Raw genomic sequence first — 16,660 nt, 5'->3', positions numbered from 1 at the left:
TATTAACTGAATTAGCTTAAAGCAGGGCAATAAAAAACCACCTTCGATTTATCATCTAGGGTGGTTTTTTAATGCTTAAAGCAAACCCGCGAATTATCTTACGATGCCGCGCTCTGAGTTTTTAACAAAGTCGACCATCAATTTCACAGCAGGATACTTTGCGGCATCTTCACTAAGCGACTCAATAGCTTCTTCAGCACCTAAGCTTTTACGATAAAATGCTTTGTATGCACGGCGTACAGCCATAATTTCATCACTTTCGAAACCACGACGCTTCATGCCTTCTTTATTGATAGCTGCAGGACCTGCTGGCATACCAATGGTAGTAACAAATGGTGGTACATCTTTGTTAACACCTGAATACATACCAATAAAGGCATGTGCACCAATTTTACAAAACTGATGAACACCCGAATTACCACCAAGGATAACCCAATCGCCTACATGTACATGGCCGGCCACACTTGCGTTGTTAGCAAAAATTACGTTATCGCCAATTACCGCGTCATGTGCAACGTGTGTATAAGCCATAAACAAATTATTACTACCAATTTTAGTAACACCTTGGTCTTGAATCGTACCACGGTGAATAGTGGCACATTCACGGATAACGTTGTTATCACCCATGATTAAAGTGGTTGGCTCGTTGTTGTATTTTTTGTCTTGGCAGGCTTCACCCACAGACGCAAACTGAAAAATATGATTGCCAGAGCCAATAGTTGACGGCCCTTTAACAACAACGTGAGACTCAATAATACAGTTATCACCGATAACAACATCATTGCCAATATAACTATACGGACCAACTGAGACATTGTTGCCTAGTTTAGCGCCAGGTTCGATTATTGCTGTAGAATGGATCACTATTAAAACTCTCTTCTCGCACACATAATTTCGGCACTACACACTATTTTGCCGTCGACTCTAGCTTCTGCAGCAAACTTCCAAATGTTGCGACGTTCTTTTAAAAACTCAACATGAAGATGCATTGTATCACCAGGAATTACAGGTTGTTTAAAACGTGCGTTATCAACAGCAGCAAACAAATACAATTCGTTTTCGCTACGGTTTTCTACTGTTTTAAAACCTAATAAACCCGTTGCTTGCGCCATTGATTCTAATATTAGCACACCAGGAAAAATTGGCTGATTTGGAAAGTGCCCAGTAAAAATTGGTTCATTTATAGAAACATTTTTAATAGCATGTAAAGACTTGCCAGGTGTAAAATCAATAACACGATCAATTAATAGCATCGGGTAACGGTGCGGTAATAAACTTAAAATTTCTTGAATATCAAGGCTATTTAATTCGTTTGCCAAAATAGCATCCTTATTAGTGTTCAACGTTATGACTTAGCCAATGCTTCAAGCGCTTTAAGACGAGATTTCATGTCTGAAAGGTTACGCAAGTGAGCTATTGATTTACGCCATTCTTTGTTTGTTGTATGGGGCATACCAGATGAGTAAATACCTGGTTCGGTGATTGATTTTGTCACCATACTCATGCCGGTAATTATAACACCATCACATACAGACATGTGACCATTAATTGCAACCATGCCACCAATTTGACAGTTCTTGCCAATGGTAACGCTTCCTGCAAGTACAGTGCAGCCCGCTATTGCGGTGCCTGAATTAACTTCAACGTTGTGCGCTATTTGACACTGATTATCGATAATAACATTGCTATGAATGATGGTATTGTCCAGTGCACCACGATCAATTGTCGTACTTGCACCAATTTCAACTTTGTTGCCTATGATCACTGAACCAAGCTGAGGTATCTTAACCCACTGCCCGCGCTCATTTGCATAGCCAAACCCATCACTACCTACAACACTATTTGCTTGAAACAAACAATCTGAACCAATTTCAACATCGTGATAAATAGTCACACTAGGCCAAAGCTTAGTGCCAGAACCTATTTTAACACGTTCCCCGATAAAACTGTTCGGACCAATTTGTGCGTTGTCACCTATCACTGCATGAGCTTCAATGACTGCGTTAGCACCAATAGCGGCGCTATCACTAACAATCGCTGTTGAATGAACAGTTGCACTTGGATGAATACCCGTCGAGGCTGAGCGTGGTGTTGTATCCATAAATTGCGCTAATTTTGCGTAACTTACATACGGATTAGCAACAATAATTTTGCTGCCACTAAAGTACTCTGCATCGGCTTGGCTTACTATTACAGCACTAGCTTGAGTAGTTTCAAGTTGCGATCGATATTTTGAGTTCGCTAAAAATGCAATATGCCCAGAATGGGCATTTGCAAGTGTCGCTATTTTTTTTATTTCTAAAGCGCCATCACCCTGAAGTTCGGCGCCTAGAAGTTCCGCAATTTGCGAAAGCGTATAATTTTGCATAGAGTGATTATTTCTTACTAACAGCGGCTACAACTTTAGATGAAAGATCAGTCACTTCTTTAGGGTTAAAGTAAATAGTAGTGTCTTTTACTTTAACTTCGTCGAAGTCGCCGTCTTTAGCAATCTCTTCAATTGTTTTGATGATTACACCTTGAACTTTAGCAAGCTCTTGGTTTTGACGCGCTTTAATTTCTTGCTCTAAAGGGCGACCTTGTTCAGCAAGATTTTTTTGCATGCCTTGAATTTTTTCACGCAGAGTATCTTTTTGAGCTTGGCTCATCGTTGTACTTTCACGTTTAAACTTTTCAGCTTCAAAACGAATATCGCCTTGTAACTTTTCAAGCTCTTGACGACGTTCAGCAAACTCAGTTTGTAAAGACTGTTCAATTTTAGCCATTTGAGGAATTTGCTTGTAGATTTCCTGCATATCAACAATACCTACTTTGTGTGCAAATGCATTCACAGAAGTACCCATCATTAACGTTGCTAAAACTGCTACAGCTGTTGATTTAAATAATTTTTTCACAAAAAACTCCTTTAGAAAGTGTTACTAATGTTAAAGCTGATGGTTTTCGTATCGTCATCTTCTTCTTTTTGCAATGGATACGCAAAACTGATCAGCATTGGACCCATTGGAGAGATCCATTGTAATGAAAGACCGGTTGAAACCCTAAAACGCATTGGGTCTGAATAGTCATCTAATTTAGCACGTTCATCAACGCCTAAGTTTTGATAGCGGTCTACGTTAAACTCAGTGTCCCATACGTTTGCAGCATCAACAAAGAAGCTAGTACGTACAGAGCTGGTATTTTCTTCATCTAAGAATGGTGTAGGAACAATTAGCTCCATACCTGCCACTGCTTTAGCATTACCACCAATACGACCTTGTGGCACTAGAATATCAAATTCTGATGCACCACCAATGCTACCGGTTGTAGTACCGTCTGCACCTGGCGTACCCGGAATAGACTGCGGTATACGCGACACAGCACGTGGTAATATTGTATTACGGTCAAAGCCACGTAGTTCCATTTCCGTTATACGGAAGTACTCTTGGAATGGAAGTGTTTGCTCATACCCGTTTGTAGAACCATAACCATTACCATAACCAAGTGCTGCACGCGTTGAGAATACCCAACGGTGGTCATTTGATATAGGCCAGTAAAAACGCGAATCGTAATTCAGTTTAAAGTACTGAAGATCTGAGTTAGGCGTTGTTGCTGTTAAGTTTAGAGTTTGACGCGAACCCGCTGTTGGGAATAAACCACGGTTAACGGTGATACGCGACCAACCAACACTCAGCTCATACTTAGTAAAGTCAAAGCCTGCATCTGGGTTATCTGGATCTAAGAATGTTTCACGAAGTACACGCGTTTGCTCGTACTCTGCAATATCCGAAAGCTCTTCTTTAATCCAACGGGCGCCAAAGTTAACACGATTTACAGCATCAATTGGAAAACCAATATTTGTGCCTAAACCATAACTTTTCGATTTATATTCAACAAGACTGAATTTACTTGCATCGTAGTTTCTGTAAAAGATGCTACTGCCTTGCGATACACCATCTGGCGTAAAGTATGGGTCTGTGTACGATAAGCTTAAGCTTTCAGAACCTGTAGACGTATTAAGGTTTAAACCAATTTGGTTACCTGTGCCTAAAAAGTTAGATTCTGTTACACCAATATTAAACTGCAGACCTAAGTAAGAACCATAAGCAAGACCAGCATTAAAGCTACCTGCAGATTGCTCTTTTACAGTAAAGTCTACATCTACTTGGTCATCCACTCCGGGTACAGGCACTACGTTAAAATCAACAGTTTCCATGTAAGGTAGGCGTTGAATTTGCAGTTTTGAACGCTCAAGGTTTTGATTAGATAACCATGCACCTTCAAGTTGTGTCATTTCACGACGAAGTACTTCATCTGCCGTATTTTGGTTACCACCAACAATAATACGACGAACGTATACACGCTTACCTGGATTAACCGATAGTGTTAATTGTACTTCTTGCTTTTCGTCGTCAATTTCTGGAATTGTACGCACTTCAGCATTAGCGTAACCAAAACGTGCTAAGTAGCTTTTAATAAACTCTTCAGATGAAGTAACTACAGAACCGTTATAAAGCTCACCCGCTCTAAGTGGGATAACACTTTTAATTAAGTCTTCACGGCCAAGCAAGTCACCAATAAAGTCAAAACCTTTAACTTTATATTTTACGCCTTCAGTTAAGTTAGCTGTAACGTAAACTGATTCACGTTCAGGGCTCACTGAAACTTGCGTTGAGTCGATATTAAAACGTAGGTAACCACGGTCTAAATAATAACTACGAATTTTTTCTAAATCGCCTTCAATGGTTTGCTTTTGGTAACGGTCGCTACCCATAAACTGCCACCAAGGTAAATCTTGCTGCGATTCAGCAAGTTTAAGAAGCTCTTCATTAGAAAAAAGTTCATTACCCACTAAGTTAATTTGGCGGATAGAAGCAGCATCACCTTCATCAAACTCTAACTTAAGTTTAACGCGGTTACGTGGCAGCTTAGTAATACTGATGTCTACTTTAGCGTTGTATTTACCAATGCTGTGGAAAAACTCAACTAAGCCTTTTTCGATACTATCGATAACGGTTTTATCAAGTGGTTCACCTTGGCGAATATCTTGCTGATCAAGAGACTCATTAAGCTGCTCGTCTTTAATGTCTTTATTGCCTTCAAACTCAATAAAGCTGATGGTAGGACGTTCCGTTACTTTAAAAATAACGTTGTTGCCATCACGAAGTGCTTTTATGTTATCAAAGTGCCCAGAACGATAAAGTGACTTTATTGTTTTTGAAATCGTATAGTCATCAACATTATCGCCTACGTTAATAGGAATATGTGTTAGCGCTGCACCAAGTGCTACGCGCTGCAAACCTTCAACTTTCAGGTCTTCAACAATAAAGGAGTTTTGGCCTAGGGCTGCAAAACTTGCACCCAATAAACTTGTTATTGCCAAATGTTTTTTTATAGCCATTTTATTATCTTTATCCTTTACAACTGTATTACCGCATAACACCTTACTAGTGGTGCTTTACAATCGTGTTCTAATTAGTAATTTGCCACGCTGTAACTACAAACGCGATACATCATTGAACAAAGCGAAACATGTTAGAAAAATGAGCAACAAGGCACCCACTTTAAAACCAAACTCTTGTGTCTTTTCAGAGACCGGCTTTTTACGAAAAAGTTCAATTATGTAATACATTAAGTGTCCGCCATCAAGCACTGGTAAGGGTAATAAATTAAATACACCCAAGTTAACGCTTATTAAGGCTAAAAAGCTTAAAAAGGCCACTAACCCATAGCTTACGCTAGTTCCAGCGCCTACTGCAATGCCCACAGGGCCACTTAAATTTTTAACCGAAACCTGGCCTGTAATTAAATTACCAATCATGTCAAAACTGAGTGTAATTAAGCGCCACGTTTCTTTTGTGCCTCGCACAATACTATCGAGCGGGCCGTAATGTCTTGTCTCTACATAGCCATCAGGCCATTGCTGTACAACAGGAGCAACACCTAAAAAGCCTTGCTCAATACCGTTATTATCAATGCGCCCTTTAGGGGTAACTGTAATGGCTTGTATAGTATCTTGTCTTTTTACACTAAATTGTAAAGATTTGTTAGCTGATTGCGTAATAAGATTAACTAATTGCTGCCAATTGCTTATTGTTTCACCGTTTACAGCCAAAATTGTGTCGTTAACTTGTAAATTAGCGTGTTCTGCGGCTGAGTCTTTAGTTACGGCGGCAATTGTTAAAGTTGCTTGAGGTCTAAATGGCACAATACCTAACGAACTTAATGGTGGTACGTCTCGCTGGTCAAGCTTCCACCCCTCTAAATTAAGCGTTTTAACGCGTGGTTGAAGGTTTTTATCACGAACAATAACTTCAACGCTTTCTTCGCCTAAGTTAGACATAAGCGCAAACGTGGCATCTTGCCATGTCGTTATGTCATCATCACCAATTTTTATAATATGTTGAGAAGGCATAATGCCCGCCTGCTCTGCGCGACTGCCTTCGGTTATGCTGCCAACAACTGGCTTAACCGATTGCACACCTACCATGTACATCACCGCAAGAGCAAAAATGGCAAACAAAAAGTTAGCCATAGGACCTGCTGCAACAATAGCAATACGTGCTTGTACAGATTTAGAGTTAAACGATAAGTGACGTTGATTTGCTGGTACTTCATCAACACGTTCATCAAGCATTTTTACATAACCGCCTAATGGAATAGCGGCGATCACGTATTCGGTATTATATTTGTCATGCCATTTTAACAGTGGCTTACCAAAACCAATTGAAAAACGCAGCACTTTAACGCCCATTTTTCGTGCAACCCAAAAATGGCCATATTCATGTATGGCCACTAAAATACCAAGCGCTAAAATAAATGAGCCAAGATTCCAAAAAAAATCAAACATATTAATGCGCCACTTTTGTTATAAATTCTGAAGCGCTAATACGCGCTAATTTATCACACTCTAAAATTTCATCTAGGCTTTGCACATTGGTGTAAGTTGCAGCTTCTAGCGTCTGTGCATTTATTTTGTATATATCGGTAAAACCAATTTTACCGTTTAAGAATGCGCCCACAGCTATTTCATTTGCTGCGTTAACCGTTGTTGTCGCGCCCTGCCCTGCACTACACGCATCAATCGCTAATTGTAAATTTGGATAACGAGAAAAATCAGGTTTAGTAAACGAAAAATCACAAATGTCAGAGAAGTTTAACGGTTTAACACCCGCATTAATTCGCTCAGGATACGCAAGTGCATGGGCAATTGGCGTGCGCATATCGGGGTTACCCATTTGCGCTAAAATAGAACCATCGTGATACTGCACCATTGAATGAATAATACTTTGAGGATGAATAACTACATCAATATCACTAGCATCACAATTGAATAACCACTTAGCTTCAATAAACTCTAAGCCTTTGTTCATCATAGTTGCGGAATCTACTGATATTTTTTGACCCATCGACCAGTTAGGGTGTGCAACGGCTTCACTTACGGTTACATCTTTTAACGTATTTATATCACGCGTTAAAAACGGGCCACCAGAGCCGGTAAGCAAAATTTTACTTACGCCATGTTGCTGTAGTTTTTGATCGCCTTTGGCATTTTGTAACGAAGAAGGTAGGCATTGAAAAATTGCATTATGTTCACTATCTATTGGCAGCAAAGTGGCTTTATGTTGTTTAACTTTATCAATAAACAACTGACCTGACATAACTAAAGATTCTTTATTAGCTAGTAGTACTTTTTTACCCGCTTCAACAGCACTTAATGTGGGTAGTAAACCAGCTGCACCTACAATTGCCGACATCACAATGTCAACATCAGGATGAGCACATAAGTCACTCATTGCTTGCTCACCGTGCATAACAAGAGTTTGGCACTGAGTATTAGCTAAATACGCAGATAATTGCTCTGCGGCCTGCTGGTTAGCCATAATCGCATAAAGCGGTTCATGTTCAATACACAACTCCGCCATTTTCTTTGCATTTTGTCCTGCAGCCAAAACAAAAACATCAAATAACTCTTTATTGCGCGACACAACATCAAGTGTACTTAAACCAATTGAGCCCGTTGCGCCTAAAATAACCAGCAATTGCTTTTGGCTCATAAACTAAGAGTCCACGCATAGCACATAACAAACATTGGAGCAGCAGCCGTTAAGCTGTCAATTCTATCTAAAATACCGCCGTGTCCTGGTAAACATCGACCGCTATCTTTTAAACCAGCTTCACGTTTAAACATGCTTTCCAGTAAATCACCTACCGCAGAAAACAACGCAATAAATGCTGTCATTATCGCGTACACAGGCCATACAACTAAATCAACATCGGTAAAGTGACAAAATGCTAATACAAAAATAATAGAAGCGACTACACCGCCTGCTAACCCTTCAATTGTTTTATTAGGGCTTACTTTAGGCATTAACTTATGTTTACCAAAACTTTTACCCGTAAAGTAAGCACCCACATCTGCGCTCCATACAATACCGAGTACCACTAAAATTAGCACCGAACCAAAATGAGTTGATTCAGCATATTGCGCGCTACGTAGTGTATTTAGTGCAAGCCATAGCGGTACAAGCGTTAATAATCCTGCAATGCCGCGCATAACTAGGCCTTCATTCCACGCTTTAGCCATCTCTGGGTAGCGCCAAATTAAATAGCTAGCAACAATCCACCAAGCAAACGAAAGCGTAAATACGTAATTTGCATCACCGACTAGCTTGCCATTTTCCCATAATGATTCAATAGGCCAATGTAAATTAAGCAAGGCAAGTAAAGCGCCAATAAACACAACAAAGGCAGCACGTTTAAGCTTGTCGCAAAGGCCCATAAATGCAGACCATTCCCATGCGCCTAATAATACAATTGCACCGGCAAAGTAACTAAATAACGTAAGCGGTGTATAAAAAACCAAAGCTAATGCCGATGGTGCAAGCACAAGTGAGGTTAAAATTCGTTGTTTTAACAAAATGTGACCCTTATTCTATTTAGGTTTGAGCGAGTAATTGTTTTATTTGTTCGCCCGTACAACCAAAACGTCGCTCTCTGGCAACGTAACACGCAATGGCCTCAGCAAATGCTGCTTCATTAAAATCTGGCCAAAGTGTCTCGGTAAAGTAAAGTTCTGCATAAGCAACTTGCCATAGTAAAAAATTACTAATACGAACATCGCCACCAGTGCGAATAAGTAAATCAGGTTCAGCCTGATCTGCCATGCTCATATGCTGTGCTAAGCGCTCTTCTGTAATATCTTCTGCGTTTAGTGTGCCCTGCGCAACTTGCAAAGCAAGTTGTTTTGCCGCATTGGCAACATCCCAACGACCACCGTAATTAGCTGCAACATTTAAACGCAACCCGGTGTTATTTTCAGTCAGCTTATGCGCAGCGTCTACCTTGCTACGTAATCCTTCAGAAAATCGTGATAAGTCTCCAATAATGGTCAGTTTTACATTGTTTTTATGAAGCTTTTTAACTTCCTTTGTTAAAACAAATAAGAAAAGCTCCATTAAAGTGTTTACTTCGTCTTCAGGGCGGCGCCAGTTTTCACTACTAAAAGCAAATAAGGTTAACGATTGTATCCCTAATTTAGTACAAAACTGAACAGATTGACGAACTGCGTCTACGCCTTTTTTATGCCCATACACACGAGGTCTATTTCTAGCTTGCGCCCAACGTCCGTTCCCATCCATGATGATAGCAACATGTTTGGGTAAACATTGCTGTGAAATTGTGTCAGCATCTAGAACCATAAATATCGAGTATTCCATAAAAAAACGCCGCCTAGTATACCCTAGACGGCGTTTCAAAACTAATAATTTTAGTTGCTTAGATTTCCATCAATTCTGTTTCTTTGGCAGCTAATAAAGTATCCATTTCTTTAATAAACTTATCAGTAAGCTTTTGAATCGCATCATCCGATTGACGCGCTTCATCTTCAGATATGTCTTTATCTTTTAATAAACCCTTTACATCGCCATTAGCATCACGACGAATGTTACGAATAGCAACACGACCGCCTTCAACTTCGCCACGTACAATTTTGATTAGGTCTTTACGACGCTCTTCTGTAAGTGGAGGAAGTGGTACGCGAATAACAGTACCTGCCGACATAGGGTTTAAACCTAAATCAGATGCCATAATTGCTTTTTCAACAGCTTGCGCTAAAGACTTATCAAATACACCAATAGCAAGTGTACGAGAATCTTCAATTGTTACGTTAGCAACTTGGTTTAAAGGCGTTGGTGCACCGTAGTACGACACCATAATGCCATCTAGGATTGCAGGATGTGCACGGCCAGTACGAATTTTAGATAATTGGCTACCTAGTGCAGTTACACTTTTTTGCATGCGCGCTTGCGCGTCTTTTTGAATATCGTTAATCACGGTTTAATCCTAATTATTTGATTATTTCATCTGAGGCTTGTGAAGAAATAAGTGTACCTTCTTCTTCACCCATAATTACGCGTTTTAGCGCGCCTGATTTATTCATGTTAAATACGCTCAATGGCATATTGTGATCGCGGGCTAGAGTAAATGCCGCTAAATCCATAACTTTTAATTCTTTTTCAATGATTTCATTGTAGCTTAAGTGGGTATAAAGCGTCGCATCTGGGTTTTTAACAGGGTCATCACTGTATACGCCATCAACCTTAGTCGCTTTAATTACCGTATCCGCTTCAATTTCGATACCGCGTAAACATGCTGCAGAATCGGTAGTAAAAAATGGGTTACCAGTACCCGCTGCAAAAATGACTACGCGACCAGTTTTCAATAAACTAATTGCTTCAGCCCAATTATAAGCGTCACATACACCATTAAGCGGAATAGCCGACATAAGACGACAGTTTACAAATGCACGGTGTAGCGCATCACGCATTGCAAGGCCGTTCATAACAGTTGCAAGCATACCCATGTGATCGCCTACTACGCGATTCATACCTGCTTCTGCAAGTGATCCACCGCGTAAAAAGTTACCTCCACCAATAACTAAACCCACTTCTACGTCGAGCTCTACTAGCTCTTTAATTTCTTGTGCCATACGGTCTAAAACTTTAGGATCGATGCCGAAGCCTTCGTCTCCCATTAAAGCTTCACCACTTAATTTGAGAAGAACACGTCTAAAAATAGGTTTGCGATTGATAGTCATAGTATTGGGGCCAACTTTTATTGAATTATGGATAAAAAATAACCGCGCTTATGTTAAACATAAAAGCGCGGTTATTTTAAAGAATTTCTAGCTGCGAAGCAAAACCAAATAGTACTTTAATTGCATCTAATTTCATTATCCTTCACAAATAGTAATCTTACTTAGCTTTAGCAGCAGCAATTTGAGCAGCAACTTCAGCAGCAAAATCTTCTTCTTTCTTCTCGATACCTTCACCAACTTCTACACGTACGAAGCTAGTAACTGTTGCGTTTTTCTCTTTAAGAATATCGCCAACAGTTTTCTTAGGCTCCATGATGAAAGCTTGACCAGTAAGAGAAACCTCACCAGTGAATTTTTTCATGCGGCCAACAACCATCTTCTCAGCGATTTCAGCAGGCTTGCCTTCATTCATCGCGATTTCGATTTGTACTTGCTTTTCTTTAGCAACAACATCGGCTGGTACATCTGAAGGTGTTAAGTATTCAGGGCTAGATGCAGCAACGTGCATTGCAACGTGCTTAAGTGTTTCTTCATCAGCAACACCCGCAACAACTACACCGATACGATCGCCATGACGGTACTCAACTAGGTTTTCACCAGTTACGTACTGCAGACGACGTACATTGATGTTTTCGCCAATTTTAGTAACTAGCTCAACACGGTCTTCTTCAAACTTAGCTTGTAAGTCTTCGATAGAGATAGTGTCAGCAATTGCAGCGTCAGCAACTTTGTTAGCAAATGCTAAGAAGCTTACGTCTTTTGCAACGAAATCTGTTTGACAGTTAACTTCTACTAGTACTGCAACACCCGCGTTTTGCTTGATGATGATAGTACCTTCAGCAGCAATGTTACCTGCTTTTTTAGCAGCTTTAGCAGCGCCACTTTTACGCATGTTTTCAATCGCTAACTCGATGTCGCCATCAGTCTCAGTTAACGCTTTTTTACAATCCATCATGCCAGCGCCTGTGCGCTCGCGTAATTCTTTAACTAGGGCAGTAGTTACAGCCATTAGTAAATCCTCAAATCTGAAATCAGGTTAGATAAGCGGGTTACCCGCTCGACAAGAATAGCAAGTCTTCACCTTAAAAAGATGAAGACTTGATGACAGCTAATTACTCAGCTTCAACGAAATCGTCTTTCTCAGCTTGAGCAACGATGTTATTCTCGCGACCTTCAGTAATAGCAGCTGCAACAGCGCTAGTGTAAAGGCTTACAGCACGGATAGCATCATCGTTACCAGGTACGATGTAATCAACACCGTCTGGGTTAGAGTTAGTATCTACGATTGCAACAACTGGAATACCTAGGTTGTTTGCTTCACGGATAGCAATGTGCTCGTGGTCAGCATCGATAACGAAAAGCGCGTCTGGAAGACCGCCCATGTTTTTGATACCACCAAGGCTCTTTTCAAGCTTTTCCATTTCGCGGTTAAGCGTTAACGTTTCTTTCTTAGTTAATTTCTCGAAAGTTCCGTCTTGGCTTTGTGCTTCAAGGTCTTTAAGACGCTTGATTGATTGACGTACAGTTTTCCAGTTAGTCAACATACCACCTAACCAACGGTGATTTACGAAGAACTGGTCGCTTTCTAAAGCAGCTGATTTAACTGCGTCGCTTGCTGCGCGCTTAGTACCAACGAAAAGAACTTTACCTTTGTTTGCTGCAGCACTTGATAAAAACTTAAGTGCGTCGTTGAACATTGGTACAGTTTGCTCAAGGTTGATGATATGTACACGGTTACGTGTGCCGAAGATGAAAGGCTTCATCTTAGGGTTCCAGTAACGTGCTTGGTGACCAAAGTGAACACCAGCTTGAAGCATATCGCGCATTGAAACGTTTGCCATTTTATAGATCCTCTATAGTTGTTTAGGGTTAGGCCTCCACATATCCCATAGCACCAACACCGAAGTAATTAAACTTCAAATGCACCCAAGTGTATGTGACGATACGTGTGTGTGTTAAAATAAAATTGTGTTTGCCTTAAATACAAAAAATCATTTAAGAATTTATTTGTAAAAAGACGGCGCGCTTTATACCATATTAAAATTAAATACTCAACGTCGCGTGCAAAATTTGTTCGACGATAAATGTTAAAAACTCAACTTTGGAGCCTCAATGAGCGCTATTATCAAGACCCCTGAAGAAATAGAGAAAATGCGCGTAGCTGGGCGCTTAGCGGCCGATGTACTTGAAATGATCGGCCCTCATGTAGTGCCAGGTGTTACCACCGATGAGCTAAATACACTTTGTCATGATTATATTGTTAATGTGCAACAAGCAATCCCTGCTCCGTTAAATTATCATGGCTTTCCAAAATCAGTTTGTACGTCAGTTAATCATGTTATTTGTCACGGAATTCCAAATGACAAAGCATTAAAAGAAGGCGACAGTGTAAATATCGACGTAACTGTCATTAAAGATGGTTACCACGGCGACACATCTAAAATGTTCCACGTTGGTACACCAAACATTCAAGCTAAGCGTCTTGCAGAAGTAACACAAGAAAGCTTATACCTTGCTATTAAAATGGTAAAACCAGGTGTGCGCTTGGGTGATATTGGCTCAGCAATTCAAAAATATGCAGAGAGCTTTAACTACTCAATTGTACGTGAATATTGCGGCCACGGTATCGGCGCAGGATTTCATGAAGAACCACAAATAATGCATTACGGTAAAGCCGGTACCGGCGAGGCCTTAAAAGCAGGTATGTGTTTAACTATTGAACCTATGATTAATGCGGGTAAACGCCAATGTAAGCTTCTTAAAGATGATTGGACAGTAGTAACACGCGACCGTAGTTTGTCTGCACAGTGGGAACATACTTTATTAGTGACTGAAAATGGTGTTGAAATTTTAACGCTACGATCAGATGATACTATCGAGCGGATCATAGAACACTAATAAAACCGAAACACTTGATAAGAAAATTCTTATCCGTGTGAAAGGTTCAACAAGGAGCCAGCCCACGTGGCATTACCCAACAAAGTAAAAAAGTTGCTTAGCGATGCAGAGCAACTTAGTGATTATCGCGATTGTTCTAGCTATTTTTATAAATGGTTACATAACGAATTCTCTAAACAACCGGTTGGGAATTTAATTAATGCCCGGGCTGAGTTTATTGACCGTCTACTCATTAAGCTTTTTCATGTTTACGACTTAGCGCGCGAACCTGATTTAGCATTAATAGCGGTAGGCGGATACGGACGTGGTGAGCTACATCCCTACTCCGACATCGACTTTTTATTGCTTGTAACTAAACCGCCAAGCGAAGAAATATGCGAAAAAATAGGCCAGTTTGTCACCATGCTATGGGATCTCAACTTAGAGATTGGTCACAGCGTGCGTACAATAGAACAAGCCATTGAGCAAAAACGTGAAGACGTTACTTTTGCCACCAGCTTGCTCGAAAGCCGCCTTATTTTTGGTAACCACATTGAGTTTGAAAAACTCAAAATGCATATTCTTGAAACGCCAGTATGGCGCTCAGGTGAATTTTTTACTGCCAAAGTTCAAGAACAAAACTTACGCCACAGAAAGTGCCACGGCACAGCGTATAATCTTGAGCCAAACATTAAAGAAAACCCCGGTGGTCTGCGCGACTTACAAACGATTATTTGGGTGGCGAAAAAGCACTTTAGAACCGAAACCCTGCAAGAGTTAATAAGCCACGGATACTTAACTCACGAAGAGTTTCAAGAGCTTTCTGAGTGCCTAGAAAACCTATGGAACATTCGCTTTGCACTGCATTTAGCTGCAGGTCGAGCTGAAAACCGCTTATTGTTTGATCATCAACCGCAAGCCGCCGAAATTTTAGGTTTTGGTAGCGACGGTAAAGCCTCTGTTGAGCGTATGATGAAACGCTTATTTAGAATAATGAGCCGCGTGCGCGAACTTAACCAAATGCTACTTTCATACTTTGAACAAAGCATAATGCCCGAAAGTAGTGCTGTGGCAGCAATAGAACTTGACAGAAACTTTGAGCAAGTGGGTCATCAAATACGCGTAAAAGATCCATCCGTATTTTTTAGACGTGACCAACTTTTTGTATTGTTTGAGCACATAGCAGACAACCCTGCAATAACGCATATTTACCCAAGCACTATTCGTACAATTCGCCAAGTACGCCGTCGTTTATTGGGGGATTTACAAGATTATGCAGCCTGTCGTGAAGCCTTTTTACGCTTAGTTAAACACCCTAATGGTATGGGCCGCGCATTTACGCTTATGCACAAGCACGGCATGCTTGCCGCCTACTTACCGCAGTGGCGTAATATATTTGGGCAAATGCAGTTCGATTTGTTTCACGCCTACACCGTAGATGAGCATACTCACAAATTAATCAAAAATATTTACGAATACTTTGATAAAACAGGCATTAGCGAGTTTCCTATTTGTAGTGAGATAGTCACTCGAATGGACAAACCAGAGCTACTTTATTTAGCCGGTATATTTCACGACATTGCTAAAGGCCGAGGTGGCGACCACTCAGAACTTGGCGCTGTTGACGCAATAGCATTTGCTAAATTACATGGTTTTTCATCGGTGGATGCAAAACTCGTTGCATGGCTTGTAAGTAACCATTTACTTATGTCGGTTACCGCACAGCGTAAAGACATTAACGACCCTGCTGTAATAAAAGACTTCGCTACACGCGTTAAAACAGAGCGCCAACTCGACTACTTATATTGTTTAACCGTTGCCGACATACGTGCAACCAACGACAACTTATGGAACGATTGGAAAAACACCCTGCTGCGTGAGCTCTACTTACACACGCAGCGCGCTTTGCGCCTAGGGCTCGAAAACCCAATGGATCAACGCGACCAAATTCGCGACAAAAAGCACCAAGCTAAACAACGCTTAATAAATCTGGGTTATCAAGAGGAAAAAATTGATTTAATTTGGAGCCGCTTTAAAGCCAACTACTTTACCGCCTTTAGCGAACAGCAAATATCATGGCAAAGTGAACATTTATTAAGTAGCACAGACTTAAGCCAGCCAAGTGTTGTTGTTTCTAACAAAGCTATGCATGGTGGCACACAAGTATTTGTATACAGCCCCTACTCTGGCCCACTGTTTGCCCGATTAGTAAGTGTGATTGGCTCTAAAAAAGCGCAAATACAACACGCGCAAGTACTGACCACAAAAGACGGCTACGTCTTGTTTAGCTTTGTAATACTTGAAGTAAGTGGCGACCCTATTGCAAGTGGTCGAGCGCAATCAATTAAACGTGGGCTTGAGCAAGCACTGAGCGATCCGCGTAAAAAGATTCGCTTTAAAAAGAGCCGCTCTCAACGCTTTAAAGATTTTAATATTAAACCTAAAATTGTGTTGCGCCCACATGCACGCAAAGACCGTAGCTTAATAGAAATTCAAGCCGTCGATATACAAGGTTTACTAACCAAAATAGCCGAAGTTTTCCAAGCGCATTTACTACACATTCACGCTGCCCGTATTACAACGGTAGGTGAACGTGCCGAGGATTTCTTTGTCGTATCTAATAACGAATACCAAGCGCTGACTGATGAAGAGCAAGCAAAAATTCATCAGGCATTACGTAAAAAATTCAACGCCGAAACAGAATAGAGG

At 40.7% G+C, this 16,660-nt stretch carries 15 protein-coding genes; 2 read left to right on the top strand and 13 right to left on the bottom strand.

Translation table 11 applies throughout. From position 1 onward, the window contains the following. Positions 1–93: 93 nt before the first annotated feature. From lpxA to rpsB, 13 genes are all read right to left on the bottom strand, one after another. Complete coding sequence (gene lpxA, locus AAEY62_RS09805) at positions 94–864, bottom strand: acyl-ACP--UDP-N-acetylglucosamine O-acyltransferase (protein ID WP_007580998.1); 771 nt, start codon at positions 862–864, stop codon at positions 94–96. A 2-nt stretch (positions 865–866) separates the two neighbouring features. Further along, entirely contained in the window at positions 867–1,319 is a 453-nt protein-coding gene (gene fabZ / locus AAEY62_RS09800; protein WP_007580997.1) for a 3-hydroxyacyl-ACP dehydratase FabZ, read from the bottom strand. A 26-nt stretch (positions 1,320–1,345) separates the two neighbouring features. Further along, the gene (gene lpxD, locus AAEY62_RS09795) at positions 1,346–2,368 is read right to left on the bottom strand and encodes a UDP-3-O-(3-hydroxymyristoyl)glucosamine N-acyltransferase (protein WP_007580995.1); all 1,023 of its coding nucleotides are present in this window, start codon (positions 2,366–2,368) and stop codon (positions 1,346–1,348) included. A gap of 7 nt (positions 2,369–2,375) precedes the next feature. Continuing rightward, positions 2,376–2,894 (bottom strand): OmpH/Skp family outer membrane protein, encoded by a 519-nt coding sequence (locus AAEY62_RS09790; RefSeq protein ID WP_007580993.1) that lies wholly within the window; start codon positions 2,892–2,894, stop codon positions 2,376–2,378. Between the two features lie 11 nt (positions 2,895–2,905). Then, positions 2,906–5,377, bottom strand: a complete 2,472-nt coding sequence (bamA, locus tag AAEY62_RS09785) for an outer membrane protein assembly factor BamA (protein ID WP_007580991.1) — start codon at positions 5,375–5,377, stop codon at positions 2,906–2,908. A gap of 96 nt (positions 5,378–5,473) precedes the next feature. Then, positions 5,474–6,826: a sigma E protease regulator RseP gene (gene rseP, locus AAEY62_RS09780; RefSeq protein WP_350634877.1), complete on the bottom strand. Its 1,353-nt coding sequence runs from the start codon at positions 6,824–6,826 to the stop codon at positions 5,474–5,476. Between the two features lies 1 nt (position 6,827). Further along, positions 6,828–8,033 carry a 1-deoxy-D-xylulose-5-phosphate reductoisomerase gene (ispC, locus tag AAEY62_RS09775; RefSeq protein ID WP_024590724.1) on the bottom strand — a complete coding sequence of 402 codons (1,206 nt, stop codon included), beginning with the start codon at positions 8,031–8,033 and terminating at the stop codon, positions 6,828–6,830. Continuing rightward, entirely contained in the window at positions 8,030–8,896 is an 867-nt protein-coding gene (locus tag AAEY62_RS09770) for a phosphatidate cytidylyltransferase (RefSeq protein WP_350634876.1), read from the bottom strand. The genes ispC and AAEY62_RS09770 overlap by 4 nt, the downstream gene beginning before the upstream one ends. A 19-nt stretch (positions 8,897–8,915) precedes the next feature. Continuing rightward, positions 8,916–9,695, bottom strand: coding sequence for an undecaprenyl pyrophosphate synthase (gene uppS, locus AAEY62_RS09765; protein WP_007580985.1), 780 nt, complete (start codon positions 9,693–9,695; stop codon positions 8,916–8,918). A 58-nt stretch (positions 9,696–9,753) separates the two neighbouring features. Continuing rightward, positions 9,754–10,275 carry a ribosome recycling factor gene (gene frr / locus AAEY62_RS09760; protein WP_206008562.1) on the bottom strand — a complete coding sequence of 174 codons (522 nt, stop codon included), beginning with the start codon at positions 10,273–10,275 and terminating at the stop codon, positions 9,754–9,756. A gap of 49 nt (positions 10,276–10,324) precedes the next feature. After that, positions 10,325–11,074, bottom strand: a complete 750-nt coding sequence (gene pyrH, locus AAEY62_RS09755) for a UMP kinase (RefSeq protein WP_007580982.1) — start codon at positions 11,072–11,074, stop codon at positions 10,325–10,327. A gap of 157 nt (positions 11,075–11,231) precedes the next feature. Next, on the bottom strand, positions 11,232–12,083 hold the full coding sequence (gene tsf, locus AAEY62_RS09750; RefSeq protein WP_007580981.1) for a translation elongation factor Ts: 852 nt from the start codon (positions 12,081–12,083) through the stop codon (positions 11,232–11,234). 103 nt (positions 12,084–12,186) lie between these two features. Beyond that, positions 12,187–12,915 carry a 30S ribosomal protein S2 gene (gene rpsB / locus AAEY62_RS09745; protein ID WP_007580978.1) on the bottom strand — a complete coding sequence of 243 codons (729 nt, stop codon included), beginning with the start codon at positions 12,913–12,915 and terminating at the stop codon, positions 12,187–12,189. A 271-nt stretch (positions 12,916–13,186) separates the two neighbouring features. Here rpsB and map point away from each other — a divergent pair, with 271 nt between their 5' ends. After that, on the top strand, positions 13,187–13,972 hold the full coding sequence (gene map, locus AAEY62_RS09740; protein ID WP_350634875.1) for a type I methionyl aminopeptidase: 786 nt from the start codon (positions 13,187–13,189) through the stop codon (positions 13,970–13,972). A gap of 66 nt (positions 13,973–14,038) precedes the next feature. Then, positions 14,039–16,657: a [protein-PII] uridylyltransferase gene (glnD, locus tag AAEY62_RS09735; protein ID WP_007580974.1), complete on the top strand. Its 2,619-nt coding sequence runs from the start codon at positions 14,039–14,041 to the stop codon at positions 16,655–16,657. Positions 16,658–16,660 lie beyond the last annotated feature (3 nt).

It is taken from the genome of Pseudoalteromonas sp. GW168-MNA-CIBAN-0100 (genome assembly GCF_040309225.1).
GTDB lineage: Bacteria > Pseudomonadota > Gammaproteobacteria > Enterobacterales > Alteromonadaceae > Pseudoalteromonas > Pseudoalteromonas arctica.
This window is presented reverse-complemented; position numbering and strand designations above follow the sequence as displayed.